The 18,601-nt window shown below is 64.4% G+C and carries 15 protein-coding genes; 8 read left to right on the top strand and 7 right to left on the bottom strand.

The window, feature by feature from the left end:
* The first annotated feature begins 148 nt into the window (after nt 1-148).
* Nucleotides 149-751 carry a TetR/AcrR family transcriptional regulator gene (locus tag G3N97_RS25555; protein ID WP_205995860.1) on the top strand — a complete coding sequence of 201 codons (603 nt, stop codon included), beginning with the start codon at nt 149-151 and terminating at the stop codon, nt 749-751.
* A gap of 251 nt (nt 752-1,002) precedes the next feature.
* On the top strand, nt 1,003-1,668 hold the full coding sequence (locus tag G3N97_RS25550; RefSeq protein ID WP_065061098.1) for a GNAT family protein: 666 nt from the start codon (nt 1,003-1,005) through the stop codon (nt 1,666-1,668).
* 90 nt (nt 1,669-1,758) lie between these two features.
* On the opposite strand, the gene G3N97_RS25545 is transcribed toward G3N97_RS25550, so the two are convergent.
* Complete coding sequence (locus G3N97_RS25545; RefSeq protein WP_074982734.1) at nt 1,759-2,253, bottom strand: Lrp/AsnC family transcriptional regulator; 495 nt, start codon at nt 2,251-2,253, stop codon at nt 1,759-1,761.
* 141 nt (nt 2,254-2,394) lie between these two features.
* Here G3N97_RS25545 and hppD point away from each other — a divergent pair, with 141 nt between their 5' ends.
* A complete protein-coding gene (hppD, locus tag G3N97_RS25540; protein ID WP_205995859.1) occupies nt 2,395-3,492 on the top strand; it encodes a 4-hydroxyphenylpyruvate dioxygenase in 1,098 nt (365 codons plus the stop codon).
* Between the two features lie 234 nt (nt 3,493-3,726).
* On the opposite strand, the gene G3N97_RS25535 is transcribed toward hppD, so the two are convergent.
* Complete coding sequence (locus G3N97_RS25535) at nt 3,727-3,909, bottom strand: hypothetical protein (RefSeq protein WP_205995862.1); 183 nt, start codon at nt 3,907-3,909, stop codon at nt 3,727-3,729.
* Between the two features lie 419 nt (nt 3,910-4,328).
* On the opposite strand from G3N97_RS25535, the gene G3N97_RS25530 reads away from it, so the two are divergent.
* The gene (locus G3N97_RS25530; RefSeq protein WP_205995858.1) at nt 4,329-7,931 is read left to right on the top strand and encodes an indolepyruvate ferredoxin oxidoreductase family protein; all 3,603 of its coding nucleotides are present in this window, start codon (nt 4,329-4,331) and stop codon (nt 7,929-7,931) included.
* A gap of 107 nt (nt 7,932-8,038) precedes the next feature.
* Here the strand turns inward: G3N97_RS25530 and G3N97_RS25525 are convergent, their stop codons facing one another.
* Both G3N97_RS25525 and G3N97_RS25520 read right to left on the bottom strand, forming a co-directional pair.
* Complete coding sequence (locus tag G3N97_RS25525; RefSeq protein ID WP_205995856.1) at nt 8,039-10,312, bottom strand: NADP-dependent malic enzyme; 2,274 nt, start codon at nt 10,310-10,312, stop codon at nt 8,039-8,041.
* 527 nt (nt 10,313-10,839) lie between these two features.
* Entirely contained in the window at nt 10,840-12,084 is a 1,245-nt protein-coding gene (locus G3N97_RS25520) for an MFS transporter (protein WP_205995854.1), read from the bottom strand.
* Nucleotides 12,085-12,641: 557 nt separating this feature from the next.
* On the opposite strand from G3N97_RS25520, the gene G3N97_RS25515 reads away from it, so the two are divergent.
* Nucleotides 12,642-13,328 (top strand): orotate phosphoribosyltransferase, encoded by a 687-nt coding sequence (locus G3N97_RS25515; RefSeq protein ID WP_035534075.1) that lies wholly within the window; start codon nt 12,642-12,644, stop codon nt 13,326-13,328.
* A gap of 105 nt (nt 13,329-13,433) precedes the next feature.
* Here the strand turns inward: G3N97_RS25515 and G3N97_RS25510 are convergent, their stop codons facing one another.
* On the bottom strand, nt 13,434-14,135 hold the full coding sequence (locus G3N97_RS25510; protein WP_205995853.1) for a response regulator transcription factor: 702 nt from the start codon (nt 14,133-14,135) through the stop codon (nt 13,434-13,436).
* A 367-nt stretch (nt 14,136-14,502) separates the two neighbouring features.
* Between G3N97_RS25510 and G3N97_RS25505 the strand changes: the two genes are divergently transcribed.
* From G3N97_RS25505 to argC, 3 genes are all read left to right on the top strand, one after another.
* Entirely contained in the window at nt 14,503-15,057 is a 555-nt protein-coding gene (locus G3N97_RS25505; RefSeq protein WP_205995861.1) for a YbhB/YbcL family Raf kinase inhibitor-like protein, read from the top strand.
* 260 nt (nt 15,058-15,317) lie between these two features.
* Nucleotides 15,318-15,899, top strand: coding sequence for a flavodoxin family protein (locus G3N97_RS25500; RefSeq protein WP_205995852.1), 582 nt, complete (start codon nt 15,318-15,320; stop codon nt 15,897-15,899).
* A 291-nt stretch (nt 15,900-16,190) separates the two neighbouring features.
* Nucleotides 16,191-17,138 (top strand): N-acetyl-gamma-glutamyl-phosphate reductase, encoded by a 948-nt coding sequence (gene argC / locus G3N97_RS25495; protein ID WP_205995851.1) that lies wholly within the window; start codon nt 16,191-16,193, stop codon nt 17,136-17,138.
* A 368-nt stretch (nt 17,139-17,506) separates the two neighbouring features.
* On the opposite strand, the gene G3N97_RS25490 is transcribed toward argC, so the two are convergent.
* Nucleotides 17,507-17,890 (bottom strand): response regulator, encoded by a 384-nt coding sequence (locus tag G3N97_RS25490; protein ID WP_205995850.1) that lies wholly within the window; start codon nt 17,888-17,890, stop codon nt 17,507-17,509.
* A 247-nt stretch (nt 17,891-18,137) separates the two neighbouring features.
* Nucleotides 18,138-18,601, bottom strand: a 464-nt coding sequence (locus G3N97_RS25485) for an NAD-binding protein (RefSeq protein ID WP_205995848.1), incomplete at its 5' end; no start/stop codon positions are given.

The following is an 18,601-nucleotide window of genomic DNA, read 5'->3' as shown; positions in this document are numbered from 1 at the left end:
GCCGCGCCCGCCGAAGGCGCCAGCGCGCGCTCGACGCGCCCGGCGCTGCCGCACACCGCCGCGCACCTGTCGCTTTCGCGCTGAATCCACCGATCTCCCGACCTCCTTAACTCCGCCGATCCTCGCCGATCTCCGCCGATCCCCAACAATGGCACGCACCCGAGCGCCCGACCACGAAACCCAACGCGACCAGATTCTCGAACTCGCCGCGGCCAAATTCGCGCAGACGAGCTATCCGAGCACGTCGATGTCCGATCTCGCGGCCGCCAGCGGCACGTCCAAAGCCCGCCTCTATCACTACTACGAGAGCAAGGAAGCGATCCTCTTCGATCTGCTCGACCGCTACACGAAGCGGCTGATGCTGATCATCGCGGAGGTGGAAGGCGCGAGCCAGCGCCGCAACCTCGACGAACGCGAGAGCTTCGCCGAGCTGATCCGCGCGTTTCTCGTGGAGTACGAGACCTCGCACAGCCGCCATGTGGCGCTGCTCAACGACGTCAAATATCTGGTGGACGCGCAGCGCGAGATCATCCTGAACCGCCAGCGCGACGTGGTCGCCGCCTTCACGCGCCAGCTCGCGCGCGCCTATCCGGACCGCGTGACGGCGGACAACCAGACCGCGCTCACGATGATGGTGTTCGGCATGATCAACTGGACGTTCACGTGGCTGAAGCCCGGCGGCCGCATGGGATACCGCGATTTCGCCGAGCAGGTGATCGCCGTGGTCGATCACGGACTGCAATCGGCCTGACCCTGAAACGAACCGGATATCGGCGATATTACTGCGTCGCAACATGATGTGTAGTCACAACAGTTGACGCGTCAACCTATTCACCGAACATATCCCATAAAAATCAATGAGTTGGCGCGTCAATTTTCTTAATTAGGCGCAACACTCAAATCCGTAATCCGGGTTTTCCCTAGCCCCACCCCAGGGTTTCCGCTAGAATTCGTTTTGCGCCGCATCATGCGCCCGCAGTCCGATTCTAAGGAGAACCCATCATGAACAAGCTTTCGACCCAAGCCCATGCGCCGATCCTGCCGACCGGCCGCACGCTGTCGTCCGGTCATTCGCCTGTCATGGTGCGCGTTCTCACCTCGGCCGACCGCGACCGCCTGCTGAGCCACTTTCTCGCGCTCGGCACCGACGACCGCCTGCTGCGTTTCGGCCAGGCCGCGCCGGACCACGTGATCGAGAACTATGTGCGCGGTCTGGATTTCACGCGCGACACCGTGTTCGGCGTGTTCGACCATCAGCTGCAACTCGTTGGCGCGGGCCATCTGGCTTATCTGCCCGCCGACGGCAACGGCCGCACCGCCGAATTCGGCGTGTCGGTGAGCGAAAGCGCGCGCGGCCAGGGCATCGGCTCGAAGCTGTTCGAGCGTGCGGCCATCCGCAGCCGCAACACGCACGTCACCACGCTGTACATGCACTGCCTGTCGCGCAACTCCACGATGATGCACATCGCGAAGAAGTCGGGCATGAAGATCGAATACGCCTACGGCGAAGCCGACGCGTATCTCTCGCTCGAACCGGCCGACCAGAGCAGCATCATCGCGGAAATGCTCCAGGAACAGGCCGCCGTGTTCGACTACGCGCTCAAGCGCCAGGCGCGTCAGGCTTCGCGTCTGATCGAAACGATCCTGCCGCAAGCGGTGGCGGCGTGACTCCTGCCCGGCTGGGTTGAATGAGCACGAATTAAAAAAGCGGCTTCGGCCGCTTTTTTTACGTCTACTGCCAGGCGCCGGGAAAGGCGTTCAGAGAATTGGCAGCGCGGTCGTTTCCTTGAAGGTCTGCAGGGAAAAGCTCGACTTCACGTCGATCACCGACGGATGGTGCAGCAACTGGTCCTGCACGAAGCGCGAGAAATGCGCCATGTCCTCCACCTGCACGCGCAGCAGAAAATCCATGTCGCCGGTCATGGCGTGACACGCCACCACTTCGGGCCAGGTCTGCACGGCCGCGCGAAACAGCTCGGCGTGCGTCACGCCTTCGCGCCCCGACGCCGTCGGCCCGCGCTTCTCCAGCCGCACATTCACGTAGGCCAGCAGGTCGAGCCCCAGCTTTTGCGCGTCGAGCAGCGCCACATACCCGCGGATCACCCCGCTCTCTTCCAGCCGCCGAATGCGTCGCAGACACGGACTCGGCGAGAGATTCACCCGCTCCGCGATCTCCTGATTCGAGAGCCGGCCATTCTCCTGAAGGATCGCGAGAATGCGGCGGTCGATTGCGTCCAATTCGATGTCAGCCATTTTCTGCCACTCGATAAATTATCGAGAGCATTTTATAGCTCAGATTGCGCAAACTGCGACCCAGATCGCAAGTTTTCTCCCATATTGGACAGCTAGACTGCCTGCACCAATCAATGATCTTGATCAACGCAGGAGACAACCATGCAGGTCCCCACCTGGGAAAATCCCGTCGGCACCGACGGCTTCGAGTTCATCGAATACACCGCCCCCGATCCCAAGGCGCTCGGCAAGCTGTTCGAGCGCATGGGCTTCACTGCCGTCGCGCGCCACCGCCACAAGGACGTGACGCTTTATCGCCAGGGTGAGATCAACTTCATCGTCAACGGCGAGCCCGATTCGTTCGCGCAACGCTTCGCGCGCCTGCACGGCCCGTCGATCTGCGCGATCGCGTTTCGCGTGCAGGACGCCGCCAAGGCCTACCAGCGCGCGCTCGAACTGGGCGCCTGGGGCTTCGACAACAAAACCGGCCCGATGGAACTGAACATTCCGGCGATCAAGGGCATCGGCGATTCGCTGATCTATTTCGTCGACCGCTGGCGCGGCAAGAACGGCGCGCAGCCGGGCAGCATTGGCGACATCGGCATCTATGACGTCGATTTCGTGCCGATCGAGGGCGCCGAGCAGAATCCGGTCGGCCACGGCCTCACCTACATCGACCACCTCACGCACAACGTGCATCGCGGCCGCATGGCCGAGTGGGCGGAGTTCTACGAACGCCTCTTCAACTTCCGCGAAATCCGCTACTTCGACATCGAAGGCAAGGTGACGGGCGTGAAGTCGAAGGCGATGACCTCGCCGTGCGGCAAGATTCGCATTCCGATCAACGAGGAAGGCGGCGAGACGGCCGGTCAGATCCAGGAATATCTGGACGCGTATCACGGCGAAGGCATTCAGCACATCGCGCTCGGCACCAGCGACATCTACCGCACGGTGGACGGCCTGCGCGCTTCGAATATCGCGCTGCTCGACACCGTCGACACGTACTACGAGCTGGTGAACCGCCGCGTTCCGGGCCACACCGAGCCGCTCGACGAGTTGAAGAAGCGCAAGATCCTGATCGACGGCGCGCCCGAGGACCTGCTGCTGCAGATCTTCACCGAGAACCAGATCGGCCCGATCTTCTTCGAGATCATTCAGCGCAAGGGCAATCAGGGCTTCGGCGAGGGCAACTTCAAGGCGCTGTTCGAATCGATCGAACTCGACCAGATTCGCCGCGGCGTCGTGCAGGACAAGGCGTAAGCGCCTTCGGGACATTAAGCGGCAGAAAAGCAAAAAGGGCGAAGATCACACGATCTTCGCCCTTTTTAGCTGCTGAATCAGTCGATGAGTCCGCCGCCGCACACCCGGCCACGGTCTCGTATGAGTGGAATGCTGCGCGGATCAACGCGGCATTGCGCGCCGCTTCATGAGCGGTTTGTTGAGCGACAGCTTGAGCAACTGCTTGAGCAACTGCCTGAGCGACCGTCGAGCGACTTAACGCTCGGCCTTAACAGCCGGTGCGACGTTCGTGTCGACCTTCGCGCACAGCGAATACTGCGCGGACGACGTCGAGGCATTCGCGCCGCCGCGGGTGCTGGCGTTCGAATGCAGCGGCGCGCTCATGGCGAAGAACGCTGCCGAGACCGTCAGGAAGGTCTGGATATGTCGATTATTCATGTGGTACTCCTTTTTTCAGACTGCCTGCCACTGCGCAAAAAAACGATCGCGCCCTGAATGTTTCGGGCGCGGCGCGGATCGCACAGGTGAGGGAGTTAGACAGGATATTCAAGACCGGTTCCGTACAAGTGCAACTTTTACACGTTGTTACTTCACACGAAACTCGGATACATCCTTTGTTACACAGGCCTGACGAGTGCTAAGCACTATCTGATAATTTTGACAGACGGCCTGCGGATGAATGCTGCGATGCGTCAGAAAACACCGATATTCTGACGAGGAGCGGCGGGTTTATCCGAGTGCTACTATCGAAAAAAAGAAGCCAATATGGCGTCCCCGGCCAACGCATTCACAAGATGCCGAGGCCCTGAAGTTCTGGCGATCCCACAACGGATTGGTTGGATGGAGGAAGACAAATAATGAATGCCCCGCTAGACGCAGGTCAGCGCGCTTCGCTCGAAGCCGCACTCGCTTCCGTCACGCTCGACGACAAATACACCCTCGAACGCGGCCGCGCGTACATGAGCGGCATCCAGGCGCTGGTCCGTCTGCCGATGCTGCAACAGGAACGCGACAAGGCCGCCGGTCTCAATACCGCGGGGTTCATCTCAGGCTATCGCGGCTCGCCTCTGGGCGGTCTCGATCAGTCGCTCTGGAAGGCAAAGCAGCATCTCGCCGCACACGGCATCGTTTTTCAACCGGGCGTCAACGAAGACCTCGCCGCGACCGCAGTCTGGGGTTCGCAGCAGGTGAACCTGTATCCGTCCGCGAAACACGATGGCGTGTTTTCGATGTGGTACGGCAAAGGCCCCGGCGTCGACCGCTGCGGCGACGTCTTCAAGCATGGCAACTCGGCCGGTTCGTCGGCGCACGGCGGCGTGCTGGTGCTCGCCGGCGACGACCACGCCGCCAAGTCCTCGACGCTCGCGCACCAGTCGGAACACATCTTCAAGGCCTGCGGCCTGCCGGTGCTGTTCCCCTCGAACGTGCAGGAATATCTCGACTTCGGCCTGCACGGCTGGGCGATGAGCCGCTACTCCGGCCTCTGGGTCGCGATGAAATGCGTGACGGACGTGGTGGAATCGTCGGCGTCGGTGGAAATCGATCCGCACCGCACGCGCATCGTGCTGCCCGAGGATTTTCTGATGCCCGAGGGCGGCCTGAACATCCGCTGGCCCGATCCGCCGCTCGTGCAGGAAGCGCGTCTGCTCGACTACAAGTGGTACGCCGGGCTCGCCTACGTCCGCGCCAACAAGCTCGACCGCATCGAGATCGATTCGCCGCACGCGCGCTTCGGCATCATGACGGGCGGCAAGGCGTATCTCGACGTGCGCCAGGCGCTCACCGACCTCGGTCTCGACGACGAAACCTGCGCGCGCATCGGCCTGCGGCTCTACAAGGTCGGCTGCGTGTGGCCGCTCGAAGCGCAAGGCGCGCAAGCCTTCGCGCGCGGGCTCGAAGAAATTCTCGTGGTCGAGGAAAAGCGCCAGATTCTCGAATACGCGATCAAGGAAGAGCTGTACAACTGGCCCGATGCGCAGCGTCCGCGCGTCTACGGCAAGTTCGACGAGAAGGACGGCGCAGGCGGCGAATGGTCGGTGCCGATGGGCAACTGGCTGCTGCCCGCGCACTACGAACTCTCGCCCGCGATCATCGCCAAGGCCATCGCCACGCGTCTCGACAAGTTCGAGATGCCGTCCGACGTGCGCGCGCGCATCGCCGCACGCGTGGCCGTGATCGAAGCGAAGGAACGCGCGCTCGCCAAACCGCGCGTGCAGGCCGAACGCAAGCCGTGGTTCTGCTCGGGCTGCCCGCACAACACCTCGACGAACGTGCCCGAAGGCTCGCGCGCGATGGCGGGCATCGGCTGCCACTACATGACCGTGTGGATGGACCGCAGCACCAGCACTTTCAGCCAGATGGGCGGCGAAGGCGTGGCGTGGGTCGGTCAGGCGCCGTTCACGAACGACAAGCACGTGTTCGCCAATCTCGGCGACGGCACTTACTTCCACTCGGGTCTGCTCGCGATCCGCGCGGCGATCGCCTCGAAGGCGAACATCACCTACAAGATTCTCTATAACGACGCGGTCGCGATGACGGGCGGCCAGCCCGTCGACGGCGTGCTCACCGTGCCGCAGATCACGCATCAACTCGCGTCCGAAGGCGCGAAGCAGATCGTGATCGTCACCGACGATCCGCAGAAGTACGAAGGCGACATCGCCGCAAAACTCGCGCCGGGCGTGACGATCCATCACCGCGATCAACTCGACGCGGTGCAGCGCGAACTGCGCGAGGTCGCGGGCACGACGATCCTGATCTACGACCAGACCTGCGCGACGGAAAAGCGCCGCCGCCGCAAGCGCGGCACGTATCCCGATCCGGCGAAGCGCGTGGTGATCAACGAGGCCGTCTGCGAAGGTTGCGGCGATTGCTCGGTGCAGTCGAACTGCCTCTCGGTCGAGCCGCTCGACACCGAGTACGGCACGAAGCGCCAGATCAACCAGTCGAGCTGCAACAAGGACTTCTCGTGCCTCAAGGGCTTCTGCCCGAGCTTCGTCACGGTCGAAGGCGGCCAGTTGCGCAAGCCGAAGGCGAGCAGCGTCGCGAACGACACGATGCCCGCCGTGCCGACGCCCGACGTGCCCGCCATCGCGCGCCCCTACGGCGTGCTCGTGACGGGCGTGGGCGGCACCGGCGTGGTGACGATCGGCGCGCTGCTCGGCATGGCCGCGCACCTCGAAGCCAAGGGCGTGACCGTGCTCGACGTGACCGGCCTCGCGCAGAAAGGCGGCGCGGTGATGAGTCACGTGCAGATCGCGAATCGTCCGGACGACATCCACGCGACGCGCATCGCGATGGGCGACGCGAAACTCGTGATCGGGTGCGACGCCATCGTGACCGCGAGCGACGACTGCGTCTCGCGCATGCACGAAGGCGACACGCATGTCGTGCTCAACAGCACGCCCACGCCGACGGCCGAGTTCATCAAGAATCCGCAATGGCAGTTTCCGGGTTCGAACACCGAGACCGACGTGCGCAACGCGGCGGGCGCGGACAACGTGGCCACCGTCGACGCCAATCGCTACGCGCTCGCGCTGCTCGGCGACGCGATCTACACGAACCCGTTCGTGCTCGGTTACGCGTGGCAAAAGGGCTGGCTGCCGCTCACGCACGAATCGCTCACGCGCGCGATCGAGCTGAACGCCGTGCAGGTCGAGAAGAATCTCGCGGCCTTCGAATGGGGGCGGCGCGTCGCGCACGACCGCGCGGCCGTCGATCAGCTGATCCGGAAGCCGCTCGCGGAACGCGGCGTCAGCGACGCGGGTGCGAAGATCGTCTCGCTGCACACGCCCAAGGCGCTCGACACGCTGATCGAGAAGCGCGCGCAGTATCTGGCCGCGTATCAGAACGAGGCGTACGCGCAGCGTTATCGCGCGTTCGTCGACGCAGTGCGTCGCGCCGAAGCCCAGCTCGAACACGTCGATGGCCAGCAGCCGCTCACCGAAGCCGTCGCGCGCAATCTGCACAAGCTGATGGCCTACAAGGACGAGTACGAAGTCGCGCGCCTTTACGCCGATCCGGCCTTCGTCGAGAAGATCAAGGCGAGCTTCGAAGGCGACTGGAAGCTCAACTTCCATCTTGCGCCGCCGTCGTTCGCGAAGCACGACGACAAGGGTCATCTGCTGAAGAAGCAGTACGGCCCGCGCATGCTGTCGGCGATGCGCGTGCTCGCGAAGCTCAAGTTCCTGCGCGGCACCGCGCTCGATCCGTTCGGCCGCACCGAGGAACGCCGCCACGAACGCGCGCTGATCGGCGAGTACGAGGCGCTGATGCGCGAAGTGAGCGCTGGTCTGCGCGACGCGAATCTGCCGCTCGCGCTCGAACTCGCGAATCTGCCGGACGCGATTCGCGGTTATGGCCACGTGAAGGAGAACAACCTCAAGGCCACGCGCGCGAAGTGGGCGACGCTGCTCGCGAAGTGGCGCTCGCCGGAAAACGGCGCGGCGCGGCACGCGGCTTGATACGTTTCTGAAGCGGTTCTGAGGCGCTAAAAAACAAAGGGCGCTCCGTGTAAAACGGAGCGCCCTTTTCACATCATGAGGCGGTCAAAACGAAGACCGCCGCGACCTTACTTCGCCACTTTGGCGTTCGCCGAAGCGACCGCCGTCATGTTGATGATGCGTCGCACCGTCGCCGCCGGCGTGAGGATATGCACCGGCTTCGACGCGCCCAGCAGGAACGGACCGACCGTCACGCCTTCGCCGCCGATCATCTTCAGCAGGTTGTACGTGATGTTCGCCGCTTCCACGTTCGGCATGATCAGCAGGTTCGCTTCGCCCGCGAGCGTGGTGCCCGGGAACGACTGCTTGCGGATCATTTCCGAAAGCGCGGCGTCGCCGTGCATTTCGCCGTCCACTTCGAGCTGCGGCGCGCGTTCCGAAATCAGCTGACGCGCGGCCTGCATGCGCTGCGAGGTCGACGAACGCACGCTGCCGAAATTCGACGACGACAGCAGCGCGACCTTCGGCGTGATGCCGAACTTCTCGATTTCGCGCGCGGCGAGAATCGTCATGTCGGCGAGCTGCTCGGCGCTCGGCACTTCGTTCACGTAGGTGTCGCTGATGAACAGGTTGCGGCCCGGCAGCATCAGCAGGTTCATCGCCGCGTAGTTCTCGGCTTCCTGCGCCTTGCCGAACACCTGCTCGACGAACTTCAGGTGATAGTCGAAGCTGTTGAGCAGACCGCAGATCATGCCGTCGGCGTCGCCCAGATGCACGAGGATCGCGCCGATCAGCGTGTTGAACTTGCGCATCGACGCCTTCGCGACTTCCGGCGTGATGCCCTGGCGCGCGCCCAGTTCGTGATACGCCTGCCAGCTCTTCTGGAAGCGCGGATCGTCTTCCGGATCGACGATCTCGAAGTCGGTGCCCGCGCGCAGCTTCGAGCCCATCTTCTTCAGGCGCATTTCCACGACTGCCGGACGGCCGATGATGATCGGCTTGGCGATCTTCTCGGTCAGCACGAATTGCGCGGCGCGCAGCACGCGCTCGTCTTCACCTTCGGCGAACACGATGCGCGCGTTGTTGGCCTTCGCGGCCGCGAACACCGGACGCATCACCATGCCCGTGCGGTAGACCGTCGCGCCCAGTTCTTCGCGGTACGCGTCCATGTCCTTGATCGGACGCGTGGCGACGCCCGAATCCATCGCGGCCTGCGCGACGGCCGGCGCGATCTTGATGATCAGGCGCGGATCGAACGGCTTCGGAATCAGATATTCCGGGCCGAATTCGAGCGTGTGGCCTTCATAGGCCTTCGCCACTTCGTCGCCCTGATCGGTTTCTTCCGCGAGTTCGGCGATCGCGCGCACGCACGCGAGCTTCATCTCTTCCGTGATGGTCGTCGCGCCGACGTCGAGCGCGCCGCGGAAGATGAACGGGAAGCACAGCACGTTGTTGACCTGGTTCGGATAGTCCGAACGGCCCGTGGCGATGATCGCGTCCGGGCGCACGCGCTTGGCTTCTTCCGGGCGGATTTCCGGCTCCGGATTCGCCAGCGCGAGGATCAGCGGCGTGGTGCCCATTTCCACGACCATTTCGGCCTTGAGCACGCCGGCGCTCGAGCAGCCGAGGAACACGTCGGCGCCCTTGATGGCGTCGGCGAGCGTGCGCGCGTCGGTGTTCGCCGCGTAGCGCGCCTTCGACGGATCGAGGTTGCCGCGGCCTTCGTAGATCACGCCCTTCGAGTCGGTGACGAGGATGTTTTCCTTCTTCGCGCCGAGCTTGACCAGCAGATCCAGACAGGCGATCGCCGCCGCGCCCGCACCCGAGCACACCAGCTTGATGCTGCCGAGATCCTTGCCCACGACCTTCAGGCCGTTGAGGATGGCCGCCGACGCGATGATCGCCGTGCCGTGCTGGTCGTCGTGGAAGACGGGAATCTTCATGCGCTCGCGCAGCTTCTGCTCGATGTAGAAGCACTCGGGCGCCTTGATGTCTTCGAGGTTGATGCCGCCGAGCGTCGGCTCGAGCATCGCGATCGCTTCGACGAGCTTGTCCGGGTCGCTTTCGTCGAGTTCGATGTCGAACACGTCGATGCCCGCGAACTTCTTGAACAGGCAACCCTTGCCTTCCATCACCGGCTTGGCCGCGAGCGGGCCGATGTTGCCGAGGCCGAGCACGGCGGTGCCGTTGGTCACGACGCCGACGAGGTTGCCGCGCGAGGTGTACTTCTGCGCGTCGAGCGGATCGGCGTGGATCGCTTCGCACGCAGCCGCCACGCCCGGCGAATACGCGAGCGAAAGGTCGAGCTGGTTCGACAGCGGCTTGGTCGGCGTAACGGAAATCTTGCCGGGCTTCGGATTCTGGTGATAAGCGAGCGCGCTTTGCTTCAGTTGTTCATCCATTTTCAGGCCTGCCAGGACGTGAGAGACGAAAGGAGTTTTATGGTCGTATGCCGCCGGTCCGCGCGTAGGGAGACGTCGGCGTCGAAAGCAGCATCGACTGACGAAACCACCTGTGAAACAGGCACGCGAGAAATAGCGGGCGATTAGTGTACACCCCGCATCGTTTCAGGCGACTTGGGTCAAAGACTGATACCGGGAATTTGCATAACGCCTGTTGGACGGCATTTTTATGGCGGCGGCGCGGCGCGCGCGCGCCGATTGCAGTGCAGCAATCGGCGAGTCGCAGACCGATCGGCGGCGAACGGCGACGTTGGCGAAAGCGCAGCGCAAAAAGCGTGCGATTGGCGCAGTGACTCGCAACGCGCGTGCGGCGCGTGTTGCGTCATTGTTGCGGCCACGCGGAAGTTTTATTGCGCGCTGCGCGGCGCCGCACGCAGGTTCCGTGCAAACGCGTGCGGCGTTGCGCCGCACTTTTTACGCGCCGTGCTTGATGTGGGCGCGCGGTGCTCGCGCGTTCGCGCCCGCGCTCAGTCGAGCGCCGCGCCTCGCCGTTCAGGAATCAGAAAGAGCGTGGCGAGGATGTCGAGCACGTAGATCGACGCGAGCATGGCGAGCGCCGTCGAGAACGAATAGCGCGCGGCCACGGCGCCCACCGCGAGCGGCCCGAAGCCGCCCACCGCCCGGCCGATGTTGAACAGCACGTTCTGCGCGGTGGCGCGCGCGGCGGTCGGATACAGCTCGGAGATCAGAGCGCCATAGCCGCCGATCATGCCGTTCACGAACACGCCCATCGCCGCGCCGCCGATCAGTAGCGCGAACGGCGTGGAAAGCTGCGCGTAGACGAACACCATCGCGACCGCGCCCGCCTGGTAGAACAGGAACGCCGGGCGGCGGCCGAAGCGGTCGGCGGCCACGCCGAACAGCCAGATGCCGAGCGCCATGCCCGCGACGGTCGCCGCGGTCCAGAGCCCCGATTTCGTCAGCGAATAGCCGAACGACTTCGCGAGATACGCAGGCAGCCAGATCATCAGCCCGTAGTAACCGAAGTTCTGCACCGAGCAAAGCACTGCCACGCCGAGACTCGCGCGCGCCGTGCGGGCGTCGGCGACCAGCAGGCGCAGCGCACGCGGCTTGTGCTGCGGCGCGGCCTGCGCCACGCGCTCGCGGTGCGCAACGAACAGCTCCGGTTCCTCGACGCGTCGGCGCACGAAGAACGACGCCACCGCCGGCAGCAGCCCGATCGCGAACATGCCGCGCCAACCGATCACGGGCAGCAGCCACGGCGTGAGCAGCGCCGCGGCCAGCACGCCGGCCTGCCAGCCGAGCCCGACATACGACGACGCCCGCGCGCGCAGCCGCGCCGGCCACGCTTCGGCGACCAGCGCCATGCCGATGCCGAATTCGCCGCCGAGGCCAATGCCCGCGATGGTCCGGTAGACCAGCAGATCCGCGTAACCGCGCGAGAGCGCGCACAGGCCGGTGAAGACGGCGAACAGCAGGATCGTCCACGTGAGCACGCGCACGCGGCCGAAGCGGTCGGACAGCAGCCCGAACACGATGCCGCCGACCACCGCGCCCACCAGCGTCCACGTGACGAGCGAGCCCGCCTGCGCGCCCGACAGATGCAGATCGGCGCTGATGGCAGGCAGCATGAAGCCGAGCATCAGCAGGTCGAAGCCGTCCATCGCGTAGCCCGCCACCGAGGCGATCAGCGCCCGCACGGCGTGGCCGCGCGGGGCCGCGTTCGCCGGGTCGCCCGATGGGTCGGGCATGTTCACATGCGTGCTCGCGGCGGGCGCAAAGGCGACGTCGGCGGGCGTGGCGTCCGAGTCCTGGGAGGCTTGGGGGTTTGGGGAGACGGAAGCGGAACGTGGATCGGGCTGTGACCCGGAAGGCGAAGCAGGCGACATGGCGGACGAAATCCTGTGCTGGACGGGCGCGGGCGCGCGCGACGCGGCCCTGGCGAAAACCGGCGTGAGTTTACTGGCGTGGGTGCGCGGTCACAACTGCGATCAAAAGCCAGCGCGGTTTGCGCGTCCGCGCCAGCGCGCACGACGATCGCGCCCCACAAACCCATCGATCGCTGTCAGACGCTGTCAGATCGACTCGGTCATACCGACTCGTCGGCGCCCGTCAAGTCGGGTAAAATACCGGCCTACGCGCGCAAGAGAAGCCGTTCGGAGCGAGCGGGCCGTCTGAAGCCAAACCTCAGACGATCGACGCCCTCCAGACCGCGCACCGCAGGTTCCGTGCACACGAACCCGCCGTGCCAGCGCCACCGGGCCGAGCGCCCACCCTCCTCCGCACTCTCACATCCAAGGATTCACCCATGACAGGCAACGATCGCCAGACGATCTCGGACGCAACCGCGAAAATGCTGCTCGAAGTGAAGGCCGTTCACTTCAACGCGGAAAAGCCCTTCATCTTCACTTCCGGCTGGGCGAGCCCGGTCTACATCGACTGCCGCAAGCTGATCTCGTACCCGCGCGTGCGCCGCGGCCTGATGGAAATGGCCGAAGCGACGATCCTGCGCGACGTCGGCTACGAGCAGATCGACGCCGTCGCCGGCGGCGAAACCGCGGGCATCCCGTTCGCGGCCTGGCTGTCGGATCGCCTGATGGTGCCGATGCAGTACGTGCGCAAGAAGCCGAAGGGTTTCGGCCGTAACGCGCAGATCGAAGGTCTGCTGACCGAAGGCCAGCGCGTGCTGCTGGTCGAAGACCTGACCACGGACAGCCGCAGCAAGATCAACTTCATCAACGCGCTGCGTACCGCGGGCGCGCAGGTGAACCACTGCTTCGTGCTGTTCCACTACAACATCTTCAAGGAAAGCGTCTCGGTCCTGAAGGACATCGACGTCGACCTGCACGCACTCGCCACGTGGTGGGACGTGCTGCGCGTCGCCAAGGAATCGGGCTACTTCGAAACGAAGACGCTCGACGAAGTCGAAAAATTCCTGCACGCACCGGCCGAATGGTCGGCGGCGCACGGCGGCGCGACGTCGGCACCGCAGTAAATTGCTGCATAAGCGCTGATCGCTTCGCGCGATCAGACTAAAAAGGCCATCCGCTTCACGGCGAATGGCCTTTTTTCATGTTCGTGCGATGGGCGGATGTCGCGCTCAGGTCGCCCCGCCGCCCGGCACGCTCTCGTCCGGCACGTGCGCCGACAGATTGAGCAGCCCGTTGCTCTGCGCGTACTGAAAGAGTTCGGAGTCGCGGTCGAGTCCGAGCTTGCGCATGGCCGTGTTCTTCTGCGTGCTGATGGTCTTGATGCTGCGATTGAGCTTTTCCGAGATTTCCTTGATCGTCATGCCCGATACGAACAGACGCACCACCTCGAGCTCGCGCTTGGAGAGGATCACTTCCTCGCTCTTGCCGCCGCTGTTCATCCGCAGCGAATCGAGCGCGATCTTCACCTGCGGGCTCATGTATTCGAGATTGCGGTGAACGTGCTGCACGGCGAGTCCGATATGACTGAGGTCGTCGGACTTGTGCACCACGGCGATCACGCCGAGTTCGCCCAGACGCTTGAGCAGCGCGGCGTTCTCGAGCATGGTCAGGACGACGATGGGAATCTGGGAATAGTTGCGGCGCAGATAGCCGATGAGCGGCAGGCCGTCGCCATACTGGCCGCCTGGCATGGCGAGATCGGTCACGAGAACGTCGCAGGGCGTGGTCTGCAGCGCCTTGACCAGTTCGGTGGACTGACGGGCGCGCGCGACGACCTGAATGCCGGGAAACTTGAGCAGCGCATGCTCTGCGCCGAACAAGATCACCGGATGATCGTCCGCGACTACAACCCTGATTGGCTGCTGCTGCATCACCCCTCCTGTAGGCAGTCCTGCTTTGTGCTTGACTTCTGATTGCCCGCGCGCCTACGGAACTCCCCGTTCCCGACACTCTCCGACATCCATATCGACTCTTTCCTGCAGCCTTGCATTGCGTTGCAGGCCACGCAGAAAAGCTCGCGACTATAGCCGATTTCCCCCTGCGCGAAGCGCTCGCACAAGCGAAAGACATCGCAGGAATACCGTTATATTGAACGAAATTCGATCTGGCGCACAATTCAAATGCGCACTGTCGGAAATATCTGAGATGCACGAGTTCAACATACAGGAGAACCGGCTCATGCGTAATCGGCGTGTGACTGCTGTGCCCGCATTCACTGCAATCGCGCGCGCTTCCGTGATGGCCGTCAAGGCTGCGCGCGTGGGCGTCGCACTGCTCTTGATCTGCGCGGGCGCTCGCGTGCAGGCCGCCGAGCATTTCGCCGTGAGCAGTGCGAACTGGCACGACGGCGGTCAGGTGGCCGGCGCGCAAATCTTCAACGAAAGCGGCTGCGACGGCCGCAACCACTCGCCGCAACTGAGCTGGCGCAATGCGCCTGCCGGCACGCGCAGCTTCGCGGTCACCGTCTTCGATCCCGATGCGCCCGGGCGCGGCTGGTGGCACTGGGCCGTCGCCGACATTCCCGCACGCGTCGTCTCGCTGCCCGAGAACGCAAGCGCGTCGGGTGCGCTGAAGAAACTCGGCGCGATCGAGGCACGCAACGATTTCGGCGGCAACGGCTACGGCGGCCCCTGCCCGCCGCCGGGCAAACCGCATCGCTATGTCGTGACCGTCTACGCGCTGCGCGTCGACAAGCTCGCGCTCGCCCCGGGGCGTCCCGGCACGATGTTCGAGCACGAGATCGAAGGCGCGGCGCTCGGCAGCGCGACGATCACCGTCACGTACGGCCGCTGAGGAGAGCGAATCTTTGCAAACGTTCGTTGCGCGACGCCGCGCGTAACGCGCTTTCCTGGCACGCCAGTCTCGCCAATCATTACGCGGCGATTACGTCGCACGCCGAAAAACTCTCCTTCCGTCCGCCAGGCACCGCGGCGCGCGAAAGCGCCGCGGAACTGGTTACCATGATGCGACGCCACACGCGCGCTTCCGTCTTGCTCTGTCGTTCTCCGTCGTCTTCCGTTGTTCTTCGCCGTTCAACTTCACTGGAGCCAGTCATGTCCCGGATCGTCATTGCGTATCACAGCGGCTACGGCCACACGAAGAAACTCGCCGAAGCCGTGCATGCGGGCGTGCAAGGCGCGGGCGCGCACGCGACGCTCATTGCCGTCGCCGATATCGACGATGCGGGCTGGGCCGAGCTCGACGCCGCCGACGCCATCATCTTCGGCGCGCCGACTTACATGGGCGGACCGTCCGCCGACTTCAAGAAGTTCGCCGACGCCAGCTCGAAAGCGTGGTTCACGCAAAAATGGAAGGACAAGGTCGCGGCGGGCTTCACCAATTCGGCGACGATGAACGGCGACAAGTTCTCGACCATTCAGTACTTCGTAACGCTCTCGATGCAGCACGGCATGATCTGGACCGGCACGGGCATGATGCCCGCCAACACGAAAGCGGCGACGCGCGACGATCTGAACTTCGTCGGCGGCTTCACGGGTCTGCTCGCGCAGTCGCCCGCCGACGCCTCGCCCGACGAAGCGCCGCCGTCCGGCGATCTCGAAACCGCGAAGGCCTTCGGCACGCGCGTCGCGGCGGTGACGGAACGCTGGCTCGCGGGGCGCTCGGCCACGGCCTGACGGCCTGCGTGCCTGAACGCCGCGCGCTTCCCGATCCATTTCCCGATGACATCGCGATTCGCGGCGGTTCGTCATGCGAACGTCTGACAGACGTTCGCGCCCCCTGACCGCGAATTGCCCTAGTCGCTCAGCCAGATCCTCGGGTAAAGCCTGATTTTTTTCGGCCCGGCGTCACACGTGTGGCGGCATACGGTCTTAAAATACCGTTCCCGCGCCCCATCGGTGAGCGCGCAGCGACTCGCGCTGCGCGGCAGGCGGCGCCCGCAATCCCCGCGTTTCAGAGAGAGCGAGATGAGCACGAAAGTTTTTGTCGACGGACAGGAAGGCACGACCGGCCTGAAGATTTTCGAATACCTGTCGCAGCGCGCCGACGTCGAGATCCTGCGGATCGACGAGGCCAAGCGTAAGGACGTCGAGGAACGCCGTCGTCTCATCAACGCATCGGATGTGACCTTCCTGTGCCTGCCGGACGTCGCCTCGCGTGAATCGGCTTCGCTGGTCGAGAACGATCGCACGGTGCTGATCGACGCGAGTACGGCCTTCCGCACGCACGACGACTGGGCCTACGGCCTGCCCGAACTGACCCGCGCGCAGCGCGAGAAAGTGCGCGCGTCGAAGCGCATCGCAGTGCCCGGCTGCCACGCTTCGGCATTCGTGCTGGCGATGCGCCCGCTCGTCGAAGCCGGTCTGGTCGCACCCGGTTTCGCGGCGCACAGCTACTCGCTGACCGGCTACAGCGGCGGCGGCAAGAAGATGATTGCGGAGTACGAAGCAGGCGGCAATCCGAAGCTGATGAGCCCGCGCCCGTACGCGCTCGGCCTCACGCACAAGCATCTGCCGGAAATGGCGTTCCACGGCGGCCTCGAGCAGCCGCCCGTGTTCACGCCGATCGTCGGCCCGTTCTACAAGGGCCTCGCGGTCACGACCTATTTTTCGCCGAAGCAGCTCACGCGCCGCGCCACGCCGCAAGACGTGCTCGCGCTGTACAGCGAGTACTACGCAGGCGAGCGCTTCGTGCGCGTGATGCCGTTCAACGCCGATGAGAATCTCGACAGCGGCATGTTCGACGTGCAGGCGAACAACGACAGCAATCGCGTCGACCTGTTCGTGTTCGGCAACGACGAGCAGTTCGTCACGGTCGCGCGCCTCGACAACCTGGGCAAGGGCGCCTCGGGCGCGGCGATCCAGTGTATGAACCTCGCGATCGGCGCGGCTGAAGACAGCGGCCTGAACGCTTAAGCGCGCGGCACCGCGGTGTTCGCGGCGCCAACAAAAAAACCGGCTTCCCGGAGCCGGTTTTTTTACGTCTGCGTTTTTGTCTGCGCTTGAGTCCGCGAATCGTGCGCAAGGCCGTGTGCAAAGTGCACAGACGAAAAAAAGCCCGCCATGTTTGGCGGGCTGAATCCATATCAGAGGAGACATGGAGGAGACAAAGCGAAGTATATCGAACTACTTGGTGCGACGCAACATGTAAAGTAGTGTGGACCCTGAACGTTGCAATTTAGCAACATAATACGCGTCCTGAATTACCCGGAGATGATCTGGATCCGGGGACATATCGCTGGAAGAGGAAAGGTATGCGCGGACCTGCGTGCGCCCACGCCGGCTTATCCGCCGATCATCGACAGAATGAAGGTGAGCTGATCGAGTCCGACCGGACGCACGAGGTGGACGTCGAAACCGGCCGCGAGCGCCTCGTCGCGATGCTGCGACTCGCCCCAGCCGCTCAGTGCGATCAGAAGCGGCATCCGCGCGGGCGCGGCGTGTGTGACGCACGCCTCACGCAGCCGCTGCACCAGCGCGGCGAAATCGTCGCCTTCGGCCAGCGAGAGCGCGACGATCGCCACGTCAGGCGCAAACCGCGACGCCGCCTCGACCGCGTCGTCCAGCGTGCGGGCCAGCGCCGTCGCGTACTGGAGGTCGGCCAGCAAGGTGCCGAGTCCTGCCAGCGACTTTTCGTCGTTATCGGCGATCAGGATGCGCGCTTCCATCCGCCGTCTCCCGGACTACTCGTTTGCATCGACTTCGCCCCGATGGTGTGGTGAGCGCGGCGCGCGATCGCCGAATGCACTGAGTGCACCGGATGCCCCCGCGTTCTGTCCCACATTTTGCACACGCGCCCGGCTGGGCTTTGTGCGTCAGCGCGCGGTCGTCTGATGGTTTTGACTCGCGCCGCGCGCCGTCGGCTCCCGTGCTTGCGCCCTGAATGGTGCTGCGTGGCACTACGTGGCGCTGCGCTCAGTCGCCCCGTCCCGCGCGCCGCGCCGACACCTTGCCGAGCACGGCGAAATCGCGGTCGCCGTCGCCGTGCGCGATCGCTTCGAGCAGGCTGTCGCGCACCACGCTCGCAACCGGCAGCGGCGTCGATACCGCGTCGGCGGCCGCGAGCGCGAGGCGCACGTCCTTGAGCCCGAGGCGCGCCTTGAAGAGCGCCGGCTCGTAGCGGCCCTCGGCAATCATGCCGCCGTAGCCCGCGTAGACCGGCCCCGGAAACGGCCCGCTCGTGACGACGTCGAGAAAATCGCGCATCGCGACGCCATGTCCGCCCAGCAGCGCCGCCGCCTCGCCCAGCGTCTCCACGGCCGCGGCCAGCATGAAGTTCGCCGCCAGTTTCATCACGTTCGCCTGCGGCGCCAGCGCGCCGATGCGCCAGGTTTTGTGGCCGATGGCGTCGAACAGCGGCTGCGCGCGGTCGATGGCCT

It is taken from the genome of Paraburkholderia sp. Ac-20347 (assembly GCF_017104805.1).
GTDB lineage: Bacteria > Pseudomonadota > Gammaproteobacteria > Burkholderiales > Burkholderiaceae > Paraburkholderia > Paraburkholderia tropica.
Note: the sequence above shows the minus strand (reverse complement) of the source record. Positions and strands in the feature narration are given on the sequence as shown.

Bases quoted from the DNA above. Each gene is read 5' to 3' on its own strand.
- G3N97_RS25535 (WP_205995862.1), bottom strand. From the start codon at position 3,909: ATGAATAATCGACATATCCAGACCTTCCTGACGGTCTCGGCAGCGTTC.
- hppD (WP_205995859.1), top strand. From the start codon at position 2,395: ATGCAGGTCCCCACCTGGGAAAATCCCGTCGGCACCGACGGCTTCGAG.
- argC (WP_205995851.1), top strand. From the start codon at position 16,191: ATGAGCACGAAAGTTTTTGTCGACGGACAGGAAGGCACGACCGGCCTG.
- G3N97_RS25505 (WP_205995861.1), top strand. From the start codon at position 14,503: ATGGCCGTCAAGGCTGCGCGCGTGGGCGTCGCACTGCTCTTGATCTGC.
- G3N97_RS25500 (WP_205995852.1), top strand. From the start codon at position 15,318: ATGTCCCGGATCGTCATTGCGTATCACAGCGGCTACGGCCACACGAAG.
- G3N97_RS25555 (WP_205995860.1), top strand. From the start codon at position 149: ATGGCACGCACCCGAGCGCCCGACCACGAAACCCAACGCGACCAGATT.
- G3N97_RS25525 (WP_205995856.1), bottom strand. From the start codon at position 10,312: ATGGATGAACAACTGAAGCAAAGCGCGCTCGCTTATCACCAGAATCCG.
- G3N97_RS25530 (WP_205995858.1), top strand. From the start codon at position 4,329: ATGAATGCCCCGCTAGACGCAGGTCAGCGCGCTTCGCTCGAAGCCGCA.
- G3N97_RS25490 (WP_205995850.1), bottom strand. From the start codon at position 17,890: ATGGAAGCGCGCATCCTGATCGCCGATAACGACGAAAAGTCGCTGGCA.
- G3N97_RS25550 (WP_065061098.1), top strand. From the start codon at position 1,003: ATGAACAAGCTTTCGACCCAAGCCCATGCGCCGATCCTGCCGACCGGC.
- G3N97_RS25545 (WP_074982734.1), bottom strand. From the start codon at position 2,253: ATGGCTGACATCGAATTGGACGCAATCGACCGCCGCATTCTCGCGATC.
- G3N97_RS25515 (WP_035534075.1), top strand. From the start codon at position 12,642: ATGACAGGCAACGATCGCCAGACGATCTCGGACGCAACCGCGAAAATG.
- G3N97_RS25510 (WP_205995853.1), bottom strand. From the start codon at position 14,135: ATGCAGCAGCAGCCAATCAGGGTTGTAGTCGCGGACGATCATCCGGTG.
- G3N97_RS25520 (WP_205995854.1), bottom strand. From the start codon at position 12,084: ATGCCCGACCCATCGGGCGACCCGGCGAACGCGGCCCCGCGCGGCCAC.